General features: G+C 70.2%; 14 protein-coding genes and 1 pseudogene. 6 read left to right on the top strand and 9 right to left on the bottom strand.

Translation table 11 applies throughout. The features are described from left to right. Nucleotides 1-69: 69 nt before the first annotated feature. Nucleotides 70-1,464: a class I SAM-dependent RNA methyltransferase gene (locus ABD357_RS00945; protein ID WP_344386802.1), complete on the top strand. Its 1,395-nt coding sequence runs from the start codon at nt 70-72 to the stop codon at nt 1,462-1,464. Between the two features lie 412 nt (nt 1,465-1,876). On the opposite strand, the gene ABD357_RS00940 is transcribed toward ABD357_RS00945, so the two are convergent. The 7 genes from ABD357_RS00940 to ABD357_RS00910 all read right to left on the bottom strand — a co-directional run bounded on the left by ABD357_RS00940 (nt 1,877) and on the right by ABD357_RS00910 (nt 10,822). After that, a complete protein-coding gene (locus ABD357_RS00940) occupies nt 1,877-2,599 on the bottom strand; it encodes a GntR family transcriptional regulator (protein ID WP_344386801.1) in 723 nt (240 codons plus the stop codon). A gap of 108 nt (nt 2,600-2,707) precedes the next feature. Continuing rightward, nucleotides 2,708-5,548, bottom strand: coding sequence for an FAD-binding and (Fe-S)-binding domain-containing protein (locus ABD357_RS00935; protein WP_344386800.1), 2,841 nt, complete (start codon nt 5,546-5,548; stop codon nt 2,708-2,710). 157 nt (nt 5,549-5,705) lie between these two features. Beyond that, nucleotides 5,706-6,203 carry an FmdB family zinc ribbon protein gene (locus tag ABD357_RS00930; protein ID WP_344386799.1) on the bottom strand — a complete coding sequence of 166 codons (498 nt, stop codon included), beginning with the start codon at nt 6,201-6,203 and terminating at the stop codon, nt 5,706-5,708. Nucleotides 6,204-6,210: 7 nt separating this feature from the next. Then, nucleotides 6,211-7,494 carry a hydroxyacid-oxoacid transhydrogenase gene (locus ABD357_RS00925; protein ID WP_344386798.1) on the bottom strand — a complete coding sequence of 428 codons (1,284 nt, stop codon included), beginning with the start codon at nt 7,492-7,494 and terminating at the stop codon, nt 6,211-6,213. Beyond that, nucleotides 7,491-8,300 (bottom strand): N-acyl homoserine lactonase family protein, encoded by an 810-nt coding sequence (locus ABD357_RS00920; protein WP_344386797.1) that lies wholly within the window; start codon nt 8,298-8,300, stop codon nt 7,491-7,493. The genes ABD357_RS00925 and ABD357_RS00920 overlap by 4 nt, the downstream gene beginning before the upstream one ends. A 226-nt stretch (nt 8,301-8,526) precedes the next feature. Further along, entirely contained in the window at nt 8,527-9,168 is a 642-nt protein-coding gene (locus ABD357_RS00915; RefSeq protein WP_344386796.1) for an alpha/beta fold hydrolase, read from the bottom strand. A 1,249-nt stretch (nt 9,169-10,417) separates the two neighbouring features. Next, a complete protein-coding gene (locus ABD357_RS00910; RefSeq protein WP_344386795.1) occupies nt 10,418-10,822 on the bottom strand; it encodes a DUF302 domain-containing protein in 405 nt (134 codons plus the stop codon). Between the two features lie 180 nt (nt 10,823-11,002). Between ABD357_RS00910 and ABD357_RS00905 the strand changes: the two genes are divergently transcribed. The 4 genes from ABD357_RS00905 (at nt 11,003) to ABD357_RS00895 (ending at nt 13,575) form a co-directional block, all read left to right on the top strand. Then, nucleotides 11,003-12,088: an MBL fold metallo-hydrolase gene (locus ABD357_RS00905; RefSeq protein ID WP_425584717.1), complete on the top strand. Its 1,086-nt coding sequence runs from the start codon at nt 11,003-11,005 to the stop codon at nt 12,086-12,088. After that, nucleotides 11,988-12,371: a rhodanese-like domain-containing protein gene (locus tag ABD357_RS44480; RefSeq protein ID WP_425584716.1), complete on the top strand. Its 384-nt coding sequence runs from the start codon at nt 11,988-11,990 to the stop codon at nt 12,369-12,371. Before ABD357_RS00905 ends, ABD357_RS44480 begins: the two co-directional genes overlap by 101 nt. A 71-nt stretch (nt 12,372-12,442) precedes the next feature. After that, nucleotides 12,443-12,832, top strand: coding sequence for a rhodanese-like domain-containing protein (locus tag ABD357_RS00900; RefSeq protein ID WP_344386794.1), 390 nt, complete (start codon nt 12,443-12,445; stop codon nt 12,830-12,832). Then, nucleotides 12,829-13,575 (top strand): sulfite exporter TauE/SafE family protein, encoded by a 747-nt coding sequence (locus tag ABD357_RS00895; protein WP_344386793.1) that lies wholly within the window; start codon nt 12,829-12,831, stop codon nt 13,573-13,575. Before ABD357_RS00900 ends, ABD357_RS00895 begins: the two co-directional genes overlap by 4 nt. A gap of 21 nt (nt 13,576-13,596) precedes the next feature. Here ABD357_RS00895 and ABD357_RS00890 read toward each other — a convergent pair whose 3' ends face one another. After that, nucleotides 13,597-13,884, bottom strand: coding sequence for a metal-sensitive transcriptional regulator (locus ABD357_RS00890; RefSeq protein ID WP_266522632.1), 288 nt, complete (start codon nt 13,882-13,884; stop codon nt 13,597-13,599). A gap of 93 nt (nt 13,885-13,977) precedes the next feature. Here ABD357_RS00890 and ABD357_RS00885 point away from each other — a divergent pair. Beyond that, nucleotides 13,978-14,565: pseudogene (locus ABD357_RS00885) on the top strand (rhodanese-like domain-containing protein). A gap of 49 nt (nt 14,566-14,614) precedes the next feature. On the opposite strand, the gene trxA reads toward ABD357_RS00885, so the two are convergent. Beyond that, the gene (gene trxA / locus ABD357_RS00880; RefSeq protein WP_344386792.1) at nt 14,615-14,986 is read right to left on the bottom strand and encodes a thioredoxin; all 372 of its coding nucleotides are present in this window, start codon (nt 14,984-14,986) and stop codon (nt 14,615-14,617) included. Nucleotides 14,987-14,991 lie beyond the last annotated feature (5 nt).

The raw sequence follows: 14,991 nt of genomic DNA, 5'->3' as shown, positions 1-14,991 counted from the left end.
GCGGCGTCCACGTAGACTGGTGGGCTGTTGTCCGGCCGTTCCCCTTTTCGCATCTGGAGTCACCCCGCCATGCAGGCAGAACCGAAGAAAACGCCGGCGGGGTCGCTCGTGGGCCAGGAGTACGAGGTCGAGATCGGACCCGTCGCCCATGGAGGGCACTGCATCGCCCGTACGTCCAATCAGGAAGGGGCGGCGCGAAGCGCCTCGTTGAGGGGCGGTGGCCGGGAGACGGGTGGGCAGGTGCTCTTCGTCCGGCACGCGCTGCCCGGTGAGCGGGTCGTCGCGCGCGTGACGGAGGGCGAGGAGGACTCGCGCTTCCTGCGCGCGGACGCGGTGACCGTCCTGGAGGCGTCCAAGGACCGTGTCGAGGCGCCCTGCCCGTACGCGGGTCCCGGCCGCTGCGGCGGCTGCGACTGGCAGCACGCCAAGCCGGGCGCGCAGCGCCGCCTGAAGGGCGAGGTGATCGCCGAGCAGCTGCAGCGGCTCGCGGGCCTGACGCCCGAGGAGGCCGGCTGGGACGGCACGGTGATGCCGGCCGAGGGCGACAAGGTGCCCGCCGGTGAGGTGCCCGCCTGGCGTACGCGCGTGCAGTACGCGGTGGACGACTCCGGGCACGCCGGTCTGCGACGGCACCGTTCGCACGAGGTCGAGCCGATCGAGCACTGCATGATCGCCGCGCCGGGCGTCAGCGAGCTGGGCATCGAGCAGCGTGACTGGTCAGGGATGGAGTCGATCGAGGCGATCGCGGCGACGGGATCCCAGGACCGGCAGGTGATCCTCACGCCACGGCCCGGCGCCCGCCTGCCGATCGTGGAGCTGGACCGGCCGGTGTCGGTCATGCGCGTGGAGGAGAAGGACGGCGGAGTCCATCGGGTCCACGGCCGCCCCTTTGTGCGCGAGCGCGCGGACGACCGTACGTACCGTGTCGGCAGCGGCGGCTTCTGGCAGGTCCATCCGAAGTCCGCGGACACGCTGGTCAAGGCGGTCATGCAGGGCCTGCTGCCGCGCAAGGGCGACACGGCGCTCGACCTGTACTGCGGCGTCGGCCTCTTCGCGGGCGCCCTGGCCGACCGCCTGGGCGACAAGGGCGCGGTACTGGGCATCGAGACCGGCAAGCGCGCGGTGGAGGATGCCCGGCACAACCTCTCCGCCTTCGACCGCGTCCGCATCGAACAGGGCAAGGTCGAGACGGTGCTGCCGCGCACCGGAATCACCGAGGCCGACCTGATCGTCCTGGATCCGCCGCGGGCGGGCGCCGGCAAGAAGACGGTCCGGCTTCTGACGGGGCTGGGGGCGCGTCGCATCGCGTATGTGGCTTGCGATCCGGCGGCGTTGGCGCGGGATTTGGGGTACTTCCGTGAAGGGGGGTATCGGGTGCGGACGCTGCGGGCGTTTGATTTGTTTCCGATGACGTCGCACGTGGAGTGCGTGGCGATTCTTGAGCCTGTCGCGAAGAGCCTCTGACCTGCGGGTTCTCTGATTCCTGAGGTTATGGGCGGGGTGGCCCGACCTGTTTTCACAGGTTCACGGCGTGGAGCGTTGAGCAGGTGCACGCGACGTTCCTCACCTGCGGCTTCGCGTAGCGGGGCGCGGGTGGGAGGTGCTTCGCCGCTATCTCACGGAGGCGGTGGGGAAACGTCTTGACGCTCGTCCGACGCTGATTCTGGCGGAGCGTCTTGACGTTTGCTCGGCCGGCTGGCGAGCCCAAGGCGAAGGTCCTGCCCGCCCTTTCCTTCGCGGTCGACCTGGTGCAACCGGCCGCGCGTGGTGCGTCAGCGCAGACTGGCGCACGGCGGTCACGAGAGCGCAAGTGGACGTCACCGCCGCCGAAGGGGTCACCCATGGCCGGACGGAAGCGGGGGACCACGGCGGCGGCTCACTCCTTGGCCTTGTCCTGTGTGCCGCGGATGAGTTCCGCCTCGGCGGGTGCCAGATGCCGGCCGTTCTCGGCTGCGACCTGGGCCAGAAGGAGTTCTCCGGTGTGGGCAACGTGCCGTCGCATCGCCTCGGCGGCCGCGGCCGGGTCGCGATCGGCGAGCGCGTCGAGGATGGGCAGGTGCTCGGCGGCGATGTCGGCGAGTGAGCGGGTGCGGTCGACGGTGGAGGCGCCGACCGTGGCGATGGTGTCGCGCAGATGGGCGACTGTCGTGACGAGCAGCGAGTTGCCCCCGGCGGTGAGGACGAGCGCGTGGAAGGCTCGATCGTGGGCCATGAAGCGGGCTTCGTCGTGGTCGGCTGCCGCCGCACCCATGTCTGCCAGTTCCCGCCGCAGGCCGTCGATCAGGGCGGGATCGACGTGCTGGGCCGCCAGTCGGGCGGCGGGCACCTCCAGCAACAGACGCAGGTGGAAGACCTCGGCGATCTGTCGGGGCTCGCGCCGTACGACCCTGAAGCCGCGGTTGCGCTCGATCCGCACCAGGCCGAGATCGGCCAGTCCCAACAGCGCCTCGCGTGCCGGGGTACGAGAGACGTTCAGCCGGTCCGCGAGTTGGCTGACGGAGTACAGCTCACCGGGCCGCATTTCTCCGGTGACTATCGCTTCCTTGACCACCTCGGCGATCTGCGTACTCAGATTCGCGTTACCGGCGATCTCCCGCACCCTGGGCCTCCGCTCGCTCGTACTCCCGGCGCCTCGCTACGCCGCACCTGACATGTTACGTGTGACATGCCCGGGCCTGGTTGACGTGAGCGCGCAGCCCGAGCCGCATCATTCGAGGCGGGATGCGAGAAGTTCGGCCAGGTGGACACCCTCGCGGGCTCCGAGATCGGACAGCTGAGTGCGGCAGGAGAACCCGTCGGTCAACACCACAGCGTCGGGATCCGCTTCGCGTACGGCCGGCAGCAGGGTGCTCTCGGCGATGGCAACGCTGACGTCGTAGTGGCCGCGTTCGGCGCCGAAGTTCCCGGCCTGTCCGCAGCAGCCCCCGACTCTCCGTACCGTGCTCCCAGCCCTTGTGAGCAACTCGCGGTCGTGCTCCCAGCCCATGACGGCATGCTGGTGGCAGTGCGGCTGGGCGACCACACGCACGCCGTCCAGGCTCGGTGGTTCCCACCCGGCACGCGGGGCGAGGTGCTCGGCGAGCGTCCGGACGCCACGCGCCACCTCCTGTGCGGCGGGATCACCACCGAGCAGTTCGAGGGCGTCGGAGCGGAAGACGGCGGTGCACGACGGTTCCAGGCCCACCACGGGTATGCCGTCCGCGACCAGCGGACGCAGCTCCGCCACAGACCGGCGCAGTATCCGCCGCGCCGTGTCCAGACGGCCGGTGGAGATCCAGGTCAGGCCGCAGCACAGCTTCTTCCGGGGAATGCGGACCGCGAATCCGGCATGCTCCAGCACCCGTACGGCGGCGATGCCCACCTGCGGGGTGAAGTGGTCGGTGAACGTGTCGACCCACAGGAGCACCGGATCGCCCGGGTCGCCGACGCGACCGCGTTCGCGCCGGTGCTCGCTGAACCAGCGCCGAAAGGTCTGGCGGGCGAACGGCGGCACATCGCGGCGCGGGTCCACTCCCGCCATGCGCTTGCCCGGTGCGGCCAGCGGACCGGACGTGGCACGGTTGACCAGTCCCGGCGCGAGGGAGGCGAGCCGCGACCAGGTCGGCAGGCTTCCCAGCGTGTAGTGCGCCGGCGGTCGTGGACGATGACGATAGGTCTGGTAGAGGGCCTCGGCCTTGTACATGGCCATGTCGACGCCGGTCGGGCAGTCCGACGCGCAGCCCTTGCACGCCAGGCACAGATCCAGCGCCTCGCGTACGGCCGGCGCCCGCCAGTCGGGCACCAGTGAGCCGACCGCCATCTCCTGCAGCACTCGCGCGCGGCCCCGCGTGGAGTCCTTCTCGTCCCGGGTGGCCCGGTAGGAGGGGCACATCACCTCACCGTCCCCCGTCGGATCGGCGCGGCACTTGCCCACTCCGGTGCAGCGGTGAACCGCGGCGGTGAAATCCCCGGCGTCCTCCCGGTAGCCGAAAGCCAGGTCGGTGCGGATCGGGTGGGCCGCCGGGGTTCGCAGATCGGCGTCGAGCGGGCGGGGACGCACGATGACCCCGGGGTTCAGGACGCCGGCCGGGTCGAACACGTCCTTGACGGCGCTGATCGCCCTCAGGGCCGCGGAGGAGTACATCAACGGCAGCAACTCACCCCGGGCCCGCCCGTCACCGTGTTCGCCGGACAGGGAGCCGCCGTACCGGGCCACCAACTTGGCCGCATCGAGCAGGAACTCTCTGAAGACCACCGGACCGCGCGGCTCGGTCAGGGGGAAGTCGATACGGACGTGCACGCAGCCGTCACCGAAATGCCCGTACGGTGTACCGGTCAGCTCGTGATCGGTGAGCAGGGCCTCGAATTCGCGGAGATAGGCACCGAGCCTCTCCGGCGGGACGGCGGCGTCCTCCCAGCCGGCGTGCGCGGCACGGCCGCGTTGTGAGCGGGCGGCCAGTCCGGCGCCGTCCTCTCTGATCCGCCACAGCGCGGCGGCCTGCGCCGGGTCGGTGACGATCCGGTGACCGCTCGCACCCGTGTCCGCCGCCACCACGGCGGACTGCCGCACGGCGAGGGCGCTCTCGTCGTCGTCGGACAGCTCGACGAAGAGCCAGCCGCCGCCCTTGGGCAGCGGCGGCACCGCGTCGGCGCCGCGCCGGGCGCGCACGACATCCACAATGCGGGCATCCAGCCCCTCCACCGCGACGGGTGAGTGGGCGGTGATGTGCGGGACGGCGTCGGCGGCCGTCGCCAGATCCGGGTAGCCCAGCACCACCAGGGATGTCCGCGCCGGGACCGCGACCAACCGCACCTTGGCGCCGAGCAGTACTCCGCACGTGCCCTCGGTGCCGACCAGGGCACGTGCGACGTCGAATCCGCGCTCCGGCAGTAGGTGCTCGAGCGAGTATCCGGACACCTGCCGACCGAACCGCCCGAATTCGGTACGGAGGGGTCCGAGGTTGGCCCGCACCACCTCCTGCAGTTTCGACAGCGTCGGTGAGGACCGCGGGTCGGCCGAGCGGACGGCGGTGAGTCGCTCGCCGCCACCGGTGAGCACGTCCAGTTCGACGACGTTGTCGGCGGTGCGGCCGTAGCCCAGAGCGCGTGAACCGCAGGCGTTGTTGCCGATCATGCCGCCGATCGTGCAGCGGCTGTGCGTCGAGGGGTCGGGACCGAAACGCAGTCCGTGGGCGCCCGCGGCCCGCTGGAGATCGTCGAGTACGACGCCCGGTTCGACCACAGCCGTCCTGGACTCGGCGTCCACGTGGCGGATGCGGGTCAGGTGCCGGGAGAAGTCCAGCACCACGCCGCTGCCCACGGCGTTGCCGGCGATCGACGTGCCGGCGCCCCGTGCCGTCAGGGGGACACCCAGATCGTGGCATACCGCCAAGGCGGCCGCCACGTCATCGGCCCCCCTCGGGAAGGCGACGGCGGTGGGTACGACCCGGTACAGCGAGGCGTCGGTCGCATATTCGGCTCTCCGGCGCGTCGAGGCGTCCACCTCCGTCACGCCCGCCGCGCGCAGGGCGGCGACCACCTCCTTCGGATCCATCTCCACCGTGTGCATGTCCGAGGGGGCTCCTGATGTCTCGTGGGGGGCCTGTGATGTGGGCAAGCAGTGCGTCCCAGGGGCGGGGGTGGCTAAGGACGGGGTGCCGGCTGTCGGAGTCGGCTGCACTGGCGGCCACATGGGGGAGATCGGTCGTCGGGCTGTGCGCGACCGGTCACTGGCTCGAGGGTGGGGCGGGTTCGCCGCCCTGGCCGGGTGGCTGACCGTGCGTGTGGCCGGGACCATGCGTGTGGCCGTGGCCGTGGCCGTGAGTCTGGGTGTGGGGGTGGCTGTGGACGTGGGTTTCTCCAGCGCCCACGCCGGGCATCGGGTCGCCGGCCCGCAGCGGTCGCTGCTCGAAACGTCCCTCGTGTGCCACGATCGGCCGGCGGTCGCCGGCCAGCTCCGGGTGGGCGTCCTCCAGACGCCGGCGGGCCTCGGCCGTGCGCCGTAGGTGGGTCACGTAGTCCCGATCGCCCTCGTAGGTGCCACGCCAGGTCTGTGGCATCGACTCCGCGGACGGCGGCAGCTTCGCGGTGCCCGCGAGACCGAAGACGCTGGGAACCTTGGACGTCGGCGCTCCGCAGACCGGGCAGTCCGGCATGGGCGCGGTGAAGGACTGGATGACCTCGTGGCGGTGGCCGGACGGACACTTCAGATCGTAGATGGCCATGGCCGCCTCACCAGTTGTCCAGCGAGCGGACGAGGATCCGCTCGATGTCCTCGTCCGTGACCGGCCGGGGAGCGGTGGCGAGCAGCCTCTGCTGCTTCATCGCCCCCTCGACCAGGTCGGGGACGTCCGACGAGGTGTAACCGACGCCGCCGATACCGTTCGGGATGCCGATGTCCTGCATGAGTTCCGTCAGCATGGCGGGCAGGAAGTCGGCGAGGTCCTTCGGCCTGTCGGCGGTCGGGTCCAGCAACTCGGCGGCGCGCACGTGCCGTTCCGGCCGGGCGGAGAAGGTGAACCTGAACGCCTCCGGTGCGGTGAGCGACACCGACATGCCATGGGGCACCATCGGCTCGTGCACCGCGTAGCCGGGCGGCCGGAACTCCTTGACCCGCCCGGCGATCGGATAGGCGTTGGCGTGCGGGATGTGGACTCCGGCATTGCCGAACCCCAGTCCGGCCATCGTCGCGGCCAGTGCCATGTCCACGCGCGCCGCCACGTTCTCGCCGTCGCGCACCGCCGACCGGAACGAGCGGCACAGCAGTCGGAGCGCCTGCTCGGACCACATGTCGGAGATGGGGTTGGCACCGCAGTAGGGCACCCGCTGCTCGGGAGTCTTGCGGTCGTAGGAGTCGTACGGTCGAGCGGTGTAGCTCTCCAGCGCGTGGCAGAGGATGTCCATCCCGGACGAGGCGGTGACCTCGGGGGGTTGGGTGACCGTGAGCGCAGGGTCCACGACAGCCAGCGTGGGCCGCAGCGAGGCGTGACTGATGCCGGTCTTCACCTTCAGCGAGAGCACGTCCAGCACGCAGATCGTGGTGCTCTCCGAACCGGTACCGGTCGTGGTGGGCACCGCGACCAGCGGCTTGAGCGGTTGGGCGGGGGCCTTGGCAGCGCCCACGGGCGCGTTGATGTAGTCCATCAGCTCACCGGTGTTGGTGGTGAGCAGGTTGACGGCCTTGGCGGTGTCGATGCTGGAACCGCCGCCGACGGCCACGAACGCGTCCCAGGGCCCCGAACCTCGGGCATGGTCGATGGCCTGCCGCAGGCTGGCGTCCGTGGGCTCGACGTGTACGCCGTCGAACACATGGGCTTCGACACCGAACTTCGCCATCTGTTCGGCGACCCGCTGAGGGTGCTCGGTGGCGGCGATCTGGGGATCGGTGACGATCAGGACCCGCTTCGCCCCCAGGCGGGCCAGATCGAACCCGATCTCATCGCTGGCTCCAGCCCCGAACTTCAGGGCTGGCGAACCGTAGGTGAAAACCGTCTCCGTGGACGTGTCCGGAATCATGAGTAGTAGCCGTCCGGGGCCCGGCGCATGGAGCGCAACTGCTCGGCGTCATGACCGAAGACGACCTGGGCGTTCGACTGCTCGGCCAGGCCGCGGATCTTCTCGACCGAGCCGTACCAGGCCGACAGGTCGTTGACGATGGCCGCCGGTATGGCAGGGGGTCCGTAGGAGTCGCCCATGTAGACGGCGTCCGACGTGAAGATCATCGAACCGGTCTCCGGCAGGTCCACCTTCATCGCCATGGTCCCCGGTGTGTGCCCCGGGGCCTCGATCAGGGTGACCCCCGGAAGGATTTCGGTGTCGCCCGAGACGGTCTCGAAGTCGAGTCCCTCGTAATCCGCCTTCAGGTGTGCCCCGTTGAAGGCGCCCTCGTAGCCGAAGGCCCACTTCTGTTCTTCCGCGTGGCACACCAGCCGCGCGCCGGTGCCGGCGAACATGTTCACGTTCCCGGCGTGGTCGAAGTGAAGGTGCGACAGCACGACGTAGTCCAGCCGCTCGGGGCTTACGCCGAGCCGGCCCAACTGGGCGTCGAGGTACTGATCGTCACTCACCTGGTCGTAGGGGAAGAACTCCTGCAGCCCGGTCGGTTCCCACCGGGTCTCCCAGTCGCGCGGGCAGCTGGTGTCCCAGAGAAGTGTGCCTTCCGGTGTCTCCACGAGAACGGCGTGGGTCGTGCAGGGATACCACTCGACCGGCCGGTCGCGGTCGGCGCGGGAGCGCATGGTGCGGCCCGGCTTCAGCAGCAGCCAGGACAAATCGCAACTCATGGCCCCGCAGTCCAGGACATGCACTTTGGTCGGCGCCATCGGACCTCCTGTTGTCCTTGTTGTCCGATCCGTGCGAATGGGTTGAGTGTGATGTGTTGCATGCAACACGTCAAGTGCCCAAGTCGACTTGGGATTTCTGTTGATCACGGACGAGGTCTCTCCCGGGCCGCTGAGCCACGCTTTCAAGGAACAAGGAAGTTCCATCGTGGTTCATGCAGGTCAACGGCCCTGGTGTGACGAGTCGTTGAGGTGTTCGCGCAGCTCATCACGTGATCGGTGCGGGGAGACCATCGGTCACCGAGCCACCTGGTGGTGCGTCAGCGCCGGCAGGGCCCGTACCAGCGCGGTCGCGTGCCGCGGATGCATGCGCAAGACCATGAGGCTCTGGGTCATGTCCCCACCCTTCGCGGGCCCGGCGCCGCGACCGTGCACGCACGGCAGGGGTCACCAGTGCGCAGCGTGCAGGAGATCCGAGAAGGGCAACCTGAAGTGGGCCGACAGACTCCGCCGACGTCTGGCCCGTGCGTACGAGCCCCGCCCCGCCGGCCCCAAGCCCTGATCCACATCGACTCGACGACAACCTCGCCAGGCGCGTAACGGGCGAGACCGCGACCTGCGCCAGGCCGAGGGCCTCGATGAACTCGATGGCGCCGTCGGCGAATCCTTCGACGGAGTCGCGCGGTTCGCCAGTCGTGTAGCCGATCCCGACGTTGTCGAAAAGGATCACGTCGTGGCCGGCGGCCAGGAGATCCAGGAACTCCGGGTCCCACGAGTCGATGGTCCCGCGGAAGCCGCTCACCAGGACCAGGGGGACGCCGCCCTGTGGCCCCATCCGCCGGTAGGTGAACGCCGCGGAAACGCCTTGCACGGACAAGTCCTCGGCCTTGTCCGCCAGATAGGTACTCATGGGGGTGCTTCTCCCTTTTGCCGGTGTGCCTGAGAGATGTGGTCTGTTGGGGCGGGCGTCGGCCGACCGCCTGGTCGGCTCGCGGATCTCCTGGTGAGGACCCGGCCGTGGAACGGCGCGGCACATCGCGCGGACGCGTGACGACCGGACGGCCGACGGTCGGCGCGGTCACGACTTGGGGTCGGTGGTTGCCCCCGGCGGTGAGCTCGTCGTCGGCGCCGGGTACGAAGTGATCGTCCTGGAGCGCTGAAGCGCATCGCACGTCAGCCCGGACGTCAGGGCCGACGGCAGCGCACAGCTCGCGATGCGCAGGGCCGTCATCCGGCAATGGCCGGCGAGGCGTGCTGGTAGCGGTCGGGGATACAGGCATTGACCAGTTCCAGCGCCGTGACCGGCTCAGAAGTCCACTCCTGCGGCGTGGCACCTCGGGGACGATGCCGCGCCGGACCTGGTACCCCAAGCCTGGAAGTGATTCGACCTGCCCCGTGCCGCTGACCGGTCAGGGCCGAGCCTGCAGGGAGTATCAAGGAGCAGGTAGGCGTTGACGCTTGTTTGACGCTCCGGGCCTTGGCACGCACCTTCAGAGGCTCACCAAGCGGCCTCTGAGCTGCAGCTTTCATTGACTGGGCTTATTCGGACGCCTTCCCGATGACCTCGCACGTGGAGTGCGTGGCTATCCTTGAGCCTGCCGAGAAGGGTCTCTGACCTGCTGTTTTGTAACCCGACCGGGTGATTTGTCTTGTTTTCGCTCGCGGAATGCGTCGGCTGGGGTTCGCTTGTGCAGAACGGTCTGAGCTGCAACTCAAGGGCTGGCGCGGGTCTCACGGGTGATGAGGCGATGTGGAATCCAGAATTCTGACGCTCGGATGACGCTCGAATGCCGGAAGTCTCAACCTCGCGGACCTCTCGGGCCCAGGTCGCGCGGACCGGGGCCGTCGGCACGGGGCGAGGACTCCGGTTCCGGGGGGCCACCGCACCTCGCCGGCGACAGTGCGTGCTGCTGCCTCGTCGCACGCACGTTGGAACCGGGAGCGCGGCCCGACCGGGCCACAGGGGTCGGCGCCGTGGTCCGAGGTGTCGAGTGGCTGGTATCACCTCGCCACTCGGATACCAGTCGGGCGCGGGGACGTGTTTCCAGCCGTTCGTCCACCGGCTCGCGGGTCATCCGGGCGAGGACGGCTCGACCGCCCGTACACCCCGCAGTCGGCACGCGGTCGGTAGCGGATGCATGCGCTCGCTCGGCGTTCCGTCAGTTGTGCGCGTCGGCTGCGGTGAGGGAGGCGAGGGCGGCGTCGAGGCGCCGGGTGGCCTCCTCGGCGACCGGGCGCAGGGCGTCGAGTTCGGTGAGTGCGACCATCGTGTTCGGGTCGAGGGCCTGTACGGCGGTGCGGTCGCCGTCGCGACGGACGACGACGTTGCAGGGCAGCAGCAGGCCGATGGCGCGGTCGGTCTCCAGGGCGCGGTGGGCCAGGGGCGGGTTGCAGGCGCCGAGGATCACGTAGTCCTCCATGTCGTGGTCGAGCTTCGCCTTGAGGGTGGCGGTGACGTCGATCTCGGTGAGAATGCCGAAGCCCTGCTCGGCGAGGGCCTCGCGGACGCGGCTGACTGCGGTGGCGAAGTCGGTGTCGAGGTGCACGGTGCGGTCGTAGCGCATGGCAGTGGTCCTGCTTTCGTGTCGGCTCGCGTGGTGCGGACCGGGTGTCCGGCCGTGTGCGAGGTACTCATGAGGTGTTTGCCGGGGCTTTCCCTGCGCTTGGAAATACCCCCTGGGGTACTCGTGTTACGGTCGTAAGTATACCCCCAGGGGTAATCCTTCATTGGAAGGGAGTACCTCGTGTTCTTCGTCGACACGATCGAGGTGGCCGGGCTCGGCAACCGTAGTTACCTGGCGGGCGGCGAGCGGACGGCGGCGGCGGTCGCCCCGCCCCGTGACGTGGATCAGGTGATCGCGGCGGCGGCCCGGCGTGGGGTGCTGATCTCGCACGTCGTCGAGACGCACGTCCACAACGACTACGTCACCGGCGGCCTGGAGCTGGCCCGGATCACGGGTGCGTCTTATCTCGTCCCTGCCGGGGCCAGGGTCTCCTTCGCGTCGATACCGGTACACGACGGCGACCGTACGGAGATCGACTCGGATGCGGGCCTGACCCTGCGCGCCGTGGCGACCCCCGGGTACACCCCGCACCACACCTCCTATGTGCTGGAGGACAACGGCACGGCGGTCGCGGTGTTCACCGGCGGCTCGCTGCTGATCGGCACGGTTGGGCCGCCCGGACCTGGTCGAGCCGCGGCTGACGGGGCAGCTGGCCCGCGCCCAGCACGCCTCCGCGCACCGCCTGGCGGCCGAGCTGCCCGACGACACGGCAGTGCTGCCCACGCACGGATTCGGCAGCTTCTGCTCGTCCTCCCAGGCGGAGGGCAGCGACACGACCATCGGCAAGGAGAAGGCGTCCAACGAAGCCCTCACCAGGGACGTCGACACTTTCGTCGCCGACCTGCTGGCCGGCCTCGACGACATCCCCGCCTACTACACACACATGGGCCCTGCCAATGCGGCCGGACCCGCGCCTGTCGATCTGACGCCGCCCGCCGTCGCCGACGCCGAGGAGATTGCAGCCCGGCTGGCGGCGGGGGAGTGGGTGGTGGACCTGCGCAACCGCATAGCGTTCGCCGCGGAGCATGTGTCCGGCTCGTTCAACTTCGAGGCCGAAGGTCAGCTCGCCCCCTATCTCGCCTGGCTGATCCCGTGGGGCAAGCCGGTCACGCTGCTCGCCGAGTCGCCAGAGCAACTCGCCACCGCCCAGCGCGAGCTGGTCCGCGTGGGAATCGACCGCCCTGCTGCCGCGGCCACCGGCGAACCCGGCGACTGGGTCCGGGAGGAGGAGGCCCAGGCTTCCTTCCCGCGCGCCACGTTCGGTGATCTCGCCCGCCGGCACCCGGCGGAGGGTGTCGTCGTCCTCGACGTCCGGCGCGGCTCGGAGCGGGCGGCCGGGTACATCGAGGGCTCGGTCCACATCCCGGTCCACGCGCTGCACCGCCGCCTCGGGGAGGTTCCTGACGGTGAGGTGTGGGTGCACTGCGCGGGCGGCATGCGGGCTGCCATCGCCGCCTCGCTGCTGGATGCCGCCGGTCGTGCCGTTGTCGCGGTGGACGACTCCTTCGACGCGGCCGAGAAGGCGGGACTCACCTTCCGGACCCCCTGACGGCATCGGACGCGCTGCAGACGTCCCACGGATCTTCACCGCCGACATGGAAACAGGAGCGAGACACCGACATGAGCATCTTCCGACGAGACCGGGGCGGTCCGAGTCGCGTGACTGTGCAGGAGGCGGCCGCGCGCACCGGCCACGGCAACGCCGTCGACAGCGGCGGTGACGCCGTGCTGCTGGATGTGCGCGAGTCGTACGAGTGGCAGGCGGGGCATGCGCCGCGCGCCGTGCATCTGCCGTTGTCCGCGCTGGCCGCAGGGGCGGGGCTGCCCGCCGAGGCGCAGGCGCGGCCCCTGGTCGTGATCTGCCGTTCCGGCAACCGGTCCCGGCGGGCCGCGGAACTGCTGGTCACCCGCGGCGTGAAGGCCGTGGACGTGATCGGGGGGATGGGGGACTGGGCGGGGGCGGGTTTGCCGGTGGTGGACGCACGCGGTGGGAACGGCACCGTGGCGTGAGCGCGGTCATACTCGCCCTGGCCGCCGGCGCGGTCATCGGCCTGGCGCTCGGCGCGCTCGGGGGCGGCGGCAGTGTGCTGGCCGTTCCCGCCCTGATCTACCTGCTCGACTTCACCCCGGTGGGGGCGACGACCGCGAGTCTGGTCATCGTCACGCTCACCTCGGTCACCGCGCTGATTGCGCACGCCCGTGACGGCCACGTCCGCTGGCGTACGGGACTGCTGTTCTCGGCGGCCGGGATCGGCCCGGCGATGCTGGGCGGCGCGCTCTCCACCCGTATCCCGGCGGCCGTACTGACGGGGGCCTTCGCCGTGGTCGCCGGCGTAGCCGCCCTGCGTATGCTGCGGTCCCGGCCGGCCGCGGAGGGCGCCGTGACGGTGCGGCCGGGGCGGGTGGCGGTCGCCGGTGGCGGGCTCGGCGCGGTCACCGGTGTCCTCGGTGTCGGCGGCGGCTTCCTCGCCGTACCGGCGCTGGTGGGCGTGCTGGGCATGCGGATACGGAACGCGGTGGGCACCAGCCTGCTGGTCATCACCGTCAACTCGCTGGCCGCGCTGGCGACCCGGGCCGGCACGGTCGAGGGGCTGGACTGGGCGGTCGTCGGACCGTTCGTCGGGGCCGCGATCCTCGGCACCTGGGACGGCAAGCGGCTGGCCGCGAAGATCTCGGGACACACGCTTCAGCGGATCTTCGCGCTGGTGCTGCTGGCGGTGGCGGCCTTCATGCTGATCGACGCAGCGCTGTGACGGCCGCCGTGGCGAGAGTCCTCACGCCAGCGACAGGAACAGCTTCTCCAGGCGGGTGCGCATCTGCTGGGCGTCCTCGCCGTTCTTGCGGCCGGATTCGATGTCTGTCATGCACTGCTGCATGCCGGTCGCGATGATCGCGAAACCGGCCCGGTCGAGAGCGCGGGAGGCTGCGGCGAGCTGCGTGACGACGTCCTCGCAGTCACGCCCCTCCTCGATCATCCGGATCACACCGGAGATCTGGCCCTGCGCACGGCGCAGCCGGTTCAGCACGGACTTCAGGTCCGCACCCTCAAGCTCCAGTTCCACGACCACTCCTCGAAGAGAATACCCCTAGGGGTACTGTACGTCCCGGTTCGGGACGGCGTCGACCATCAAGGACCATTAAGGATCACACCTGCCATGACCAACACCCCCGTCCCTGTCGCCCTCGCCACCGACCAGGCCCACACCCGGCTGCACGAGCTCACCGTCATCGACGTGCGCACGCCCGCCGAGTACGCCTCCGGCCACCTGCCCGGCGCCCTGAACATTCCGCTCGACCACGTCCGCCGCGCCCTGCCGGAGATGCGGCACGCCGCCGGACGCGGTGACGTCCTGGTGGTATGCGCCTCAGGAACCCGCTCCGAGAACGCCTGCTAGCTGCTGGCCGAACAGGGCATCACCACGGCCACGCTCGCCGGCGGCACCGGCGCCTGGGCCGCCGAGGGGCACGACCTGCACACCCCGGCCGCCTGCGACACGCGGGCGGGCTGGAGCATGGAACGCCAGGTCCGCTTCACCGCCGGCAGCCTGGTCCTGCTCGGTCTCCTGCTCGGCCTGCTCGTGCATCCGGCTCTCCTGCTGCTCTCGGCCGGCGTCGCGGGCGGCCTGGTCTTCTCCGCCCTCACGAACACCTGCGGCATGGCGGTCGTGCTCGGCAGGCTGCCGCACAACCGCCCGCGCGCGGCCGATCTCGACGCCGCGCTGGCCGCTCTGCGCAGCCGCTGAACCCGCGTTCCAGGGCGCCCGCGGAGACTTCATGGGCGCCCCCTGGACGTCAGTTCGCTCCCGTCGAGCCCGCGGCGGCCTTCCGGCGCACGTCGTCCAAGTCGACGGCCCGGATCTTGCCGATGAGCTCTTCCAGGGCCTGCGGCGGCAGCGCGCCCGGTTGCGAGTACAGAACGGTCCGGTCGCGGACGGCCATGAGAGTGGGGATGGAGGAGATCTGGAATGCCCCGGCGAGTTCGGGCTGTGCCTCGGTGTCGACCTTGCCGAACACGATGTCCGGGTGGCGCGCGGCCGCCTTCTCATAGACGGGACCGAACATCCGGCACGGTCCGCACCAGGCCGCCCAGAAGTCGATCAGCACGATCTCCGTACCGGTGACGGTCTCCTCGAAGTTGTCCTTGGTCAGTTCCACGGTGGGCATGGCTT

The sequence above is a fragment of the Streptomyces vastus genome, assembly GCF_039532825.1.
Taxonomy (GTDB): Bacteria; Actinomycetota; Actinomycetes; order Streptomycetales; family Streptomycetaceae; genus Streptomyces; species Streptomyces vastus.
Note: the sequence above shows the minus strand (reverse complement) of the source record. Positions and strands in the feature narration are given on the sequence as shown.

Excerpts from the sequence above, each read along its gene's own strand:
- ABD357_RS00925 (WP_344386798.1), bottom strand. The coding sequence starts at position 7,494 with ATGATTCCGGACACGTCCACGGAGACGGTTTTCACCTACGGTTCGCCA.
- ABD357_RS00920 (WP_344386797.1), bottom strand. The coding sequence starts at position 8,300 with ATGGCGCCGACCAAAGTGCATGTCCTGGACTGCGGGGCCATGAGTTGC.
- ABD357_RS00915 (WP_344386796.1), bottom strand. The coding sequence starts at position 9,168 with ATGAGTACCTATCTGGCGGACAAGGCCGAGGACTTGTCCGTGCAAGGC.
- ABD357_RS00945 (WP_344386802.1), top strand. The coding sequence starts at position 70 with ATGCAGGCAGAACCGAAGAAAACGCCGGCGGGGTCGCTCGTGGGCCAG.
- ABD357_RS00910 (WP_344386795.1), bottom strand. The coding sequence starts at position 10,822 with ATGCGCTACGACCGCACCGTGCACCTCGACACCGACTTCGCCACCGCA.
- ABD357_RS00900 (WP_344386794.1), top strand. The coding sequence starts at position 12,443 with ATGAGCATCTTCCGACGAGACCGGGGCGGTCCGAGTCGCGTGACTGTG.
- ABD357_RS00930 (WP_344386799.1), bottom strand. The coding sequence starts at position 6,203 with ATGGCCATCTACGATCTGAAGTGTCCGTCCGGCCACCGCCACGAGGTC.
- ABD357_RS00935 (WP_344386800.1), bottom strand. The coding sequence starts at position 5,548 with ATGCACACGGTGGAGATGGATCCGAAGGAGGTGGTCGCCGCCCTGCGC.
- trxA (WP_344386792.1), bottom strand. The coding sequence starts at position 14,986 with ATGCCCACCGTGGAACTGACCAAGGACAACTTCGAGGAGACCGTCACC.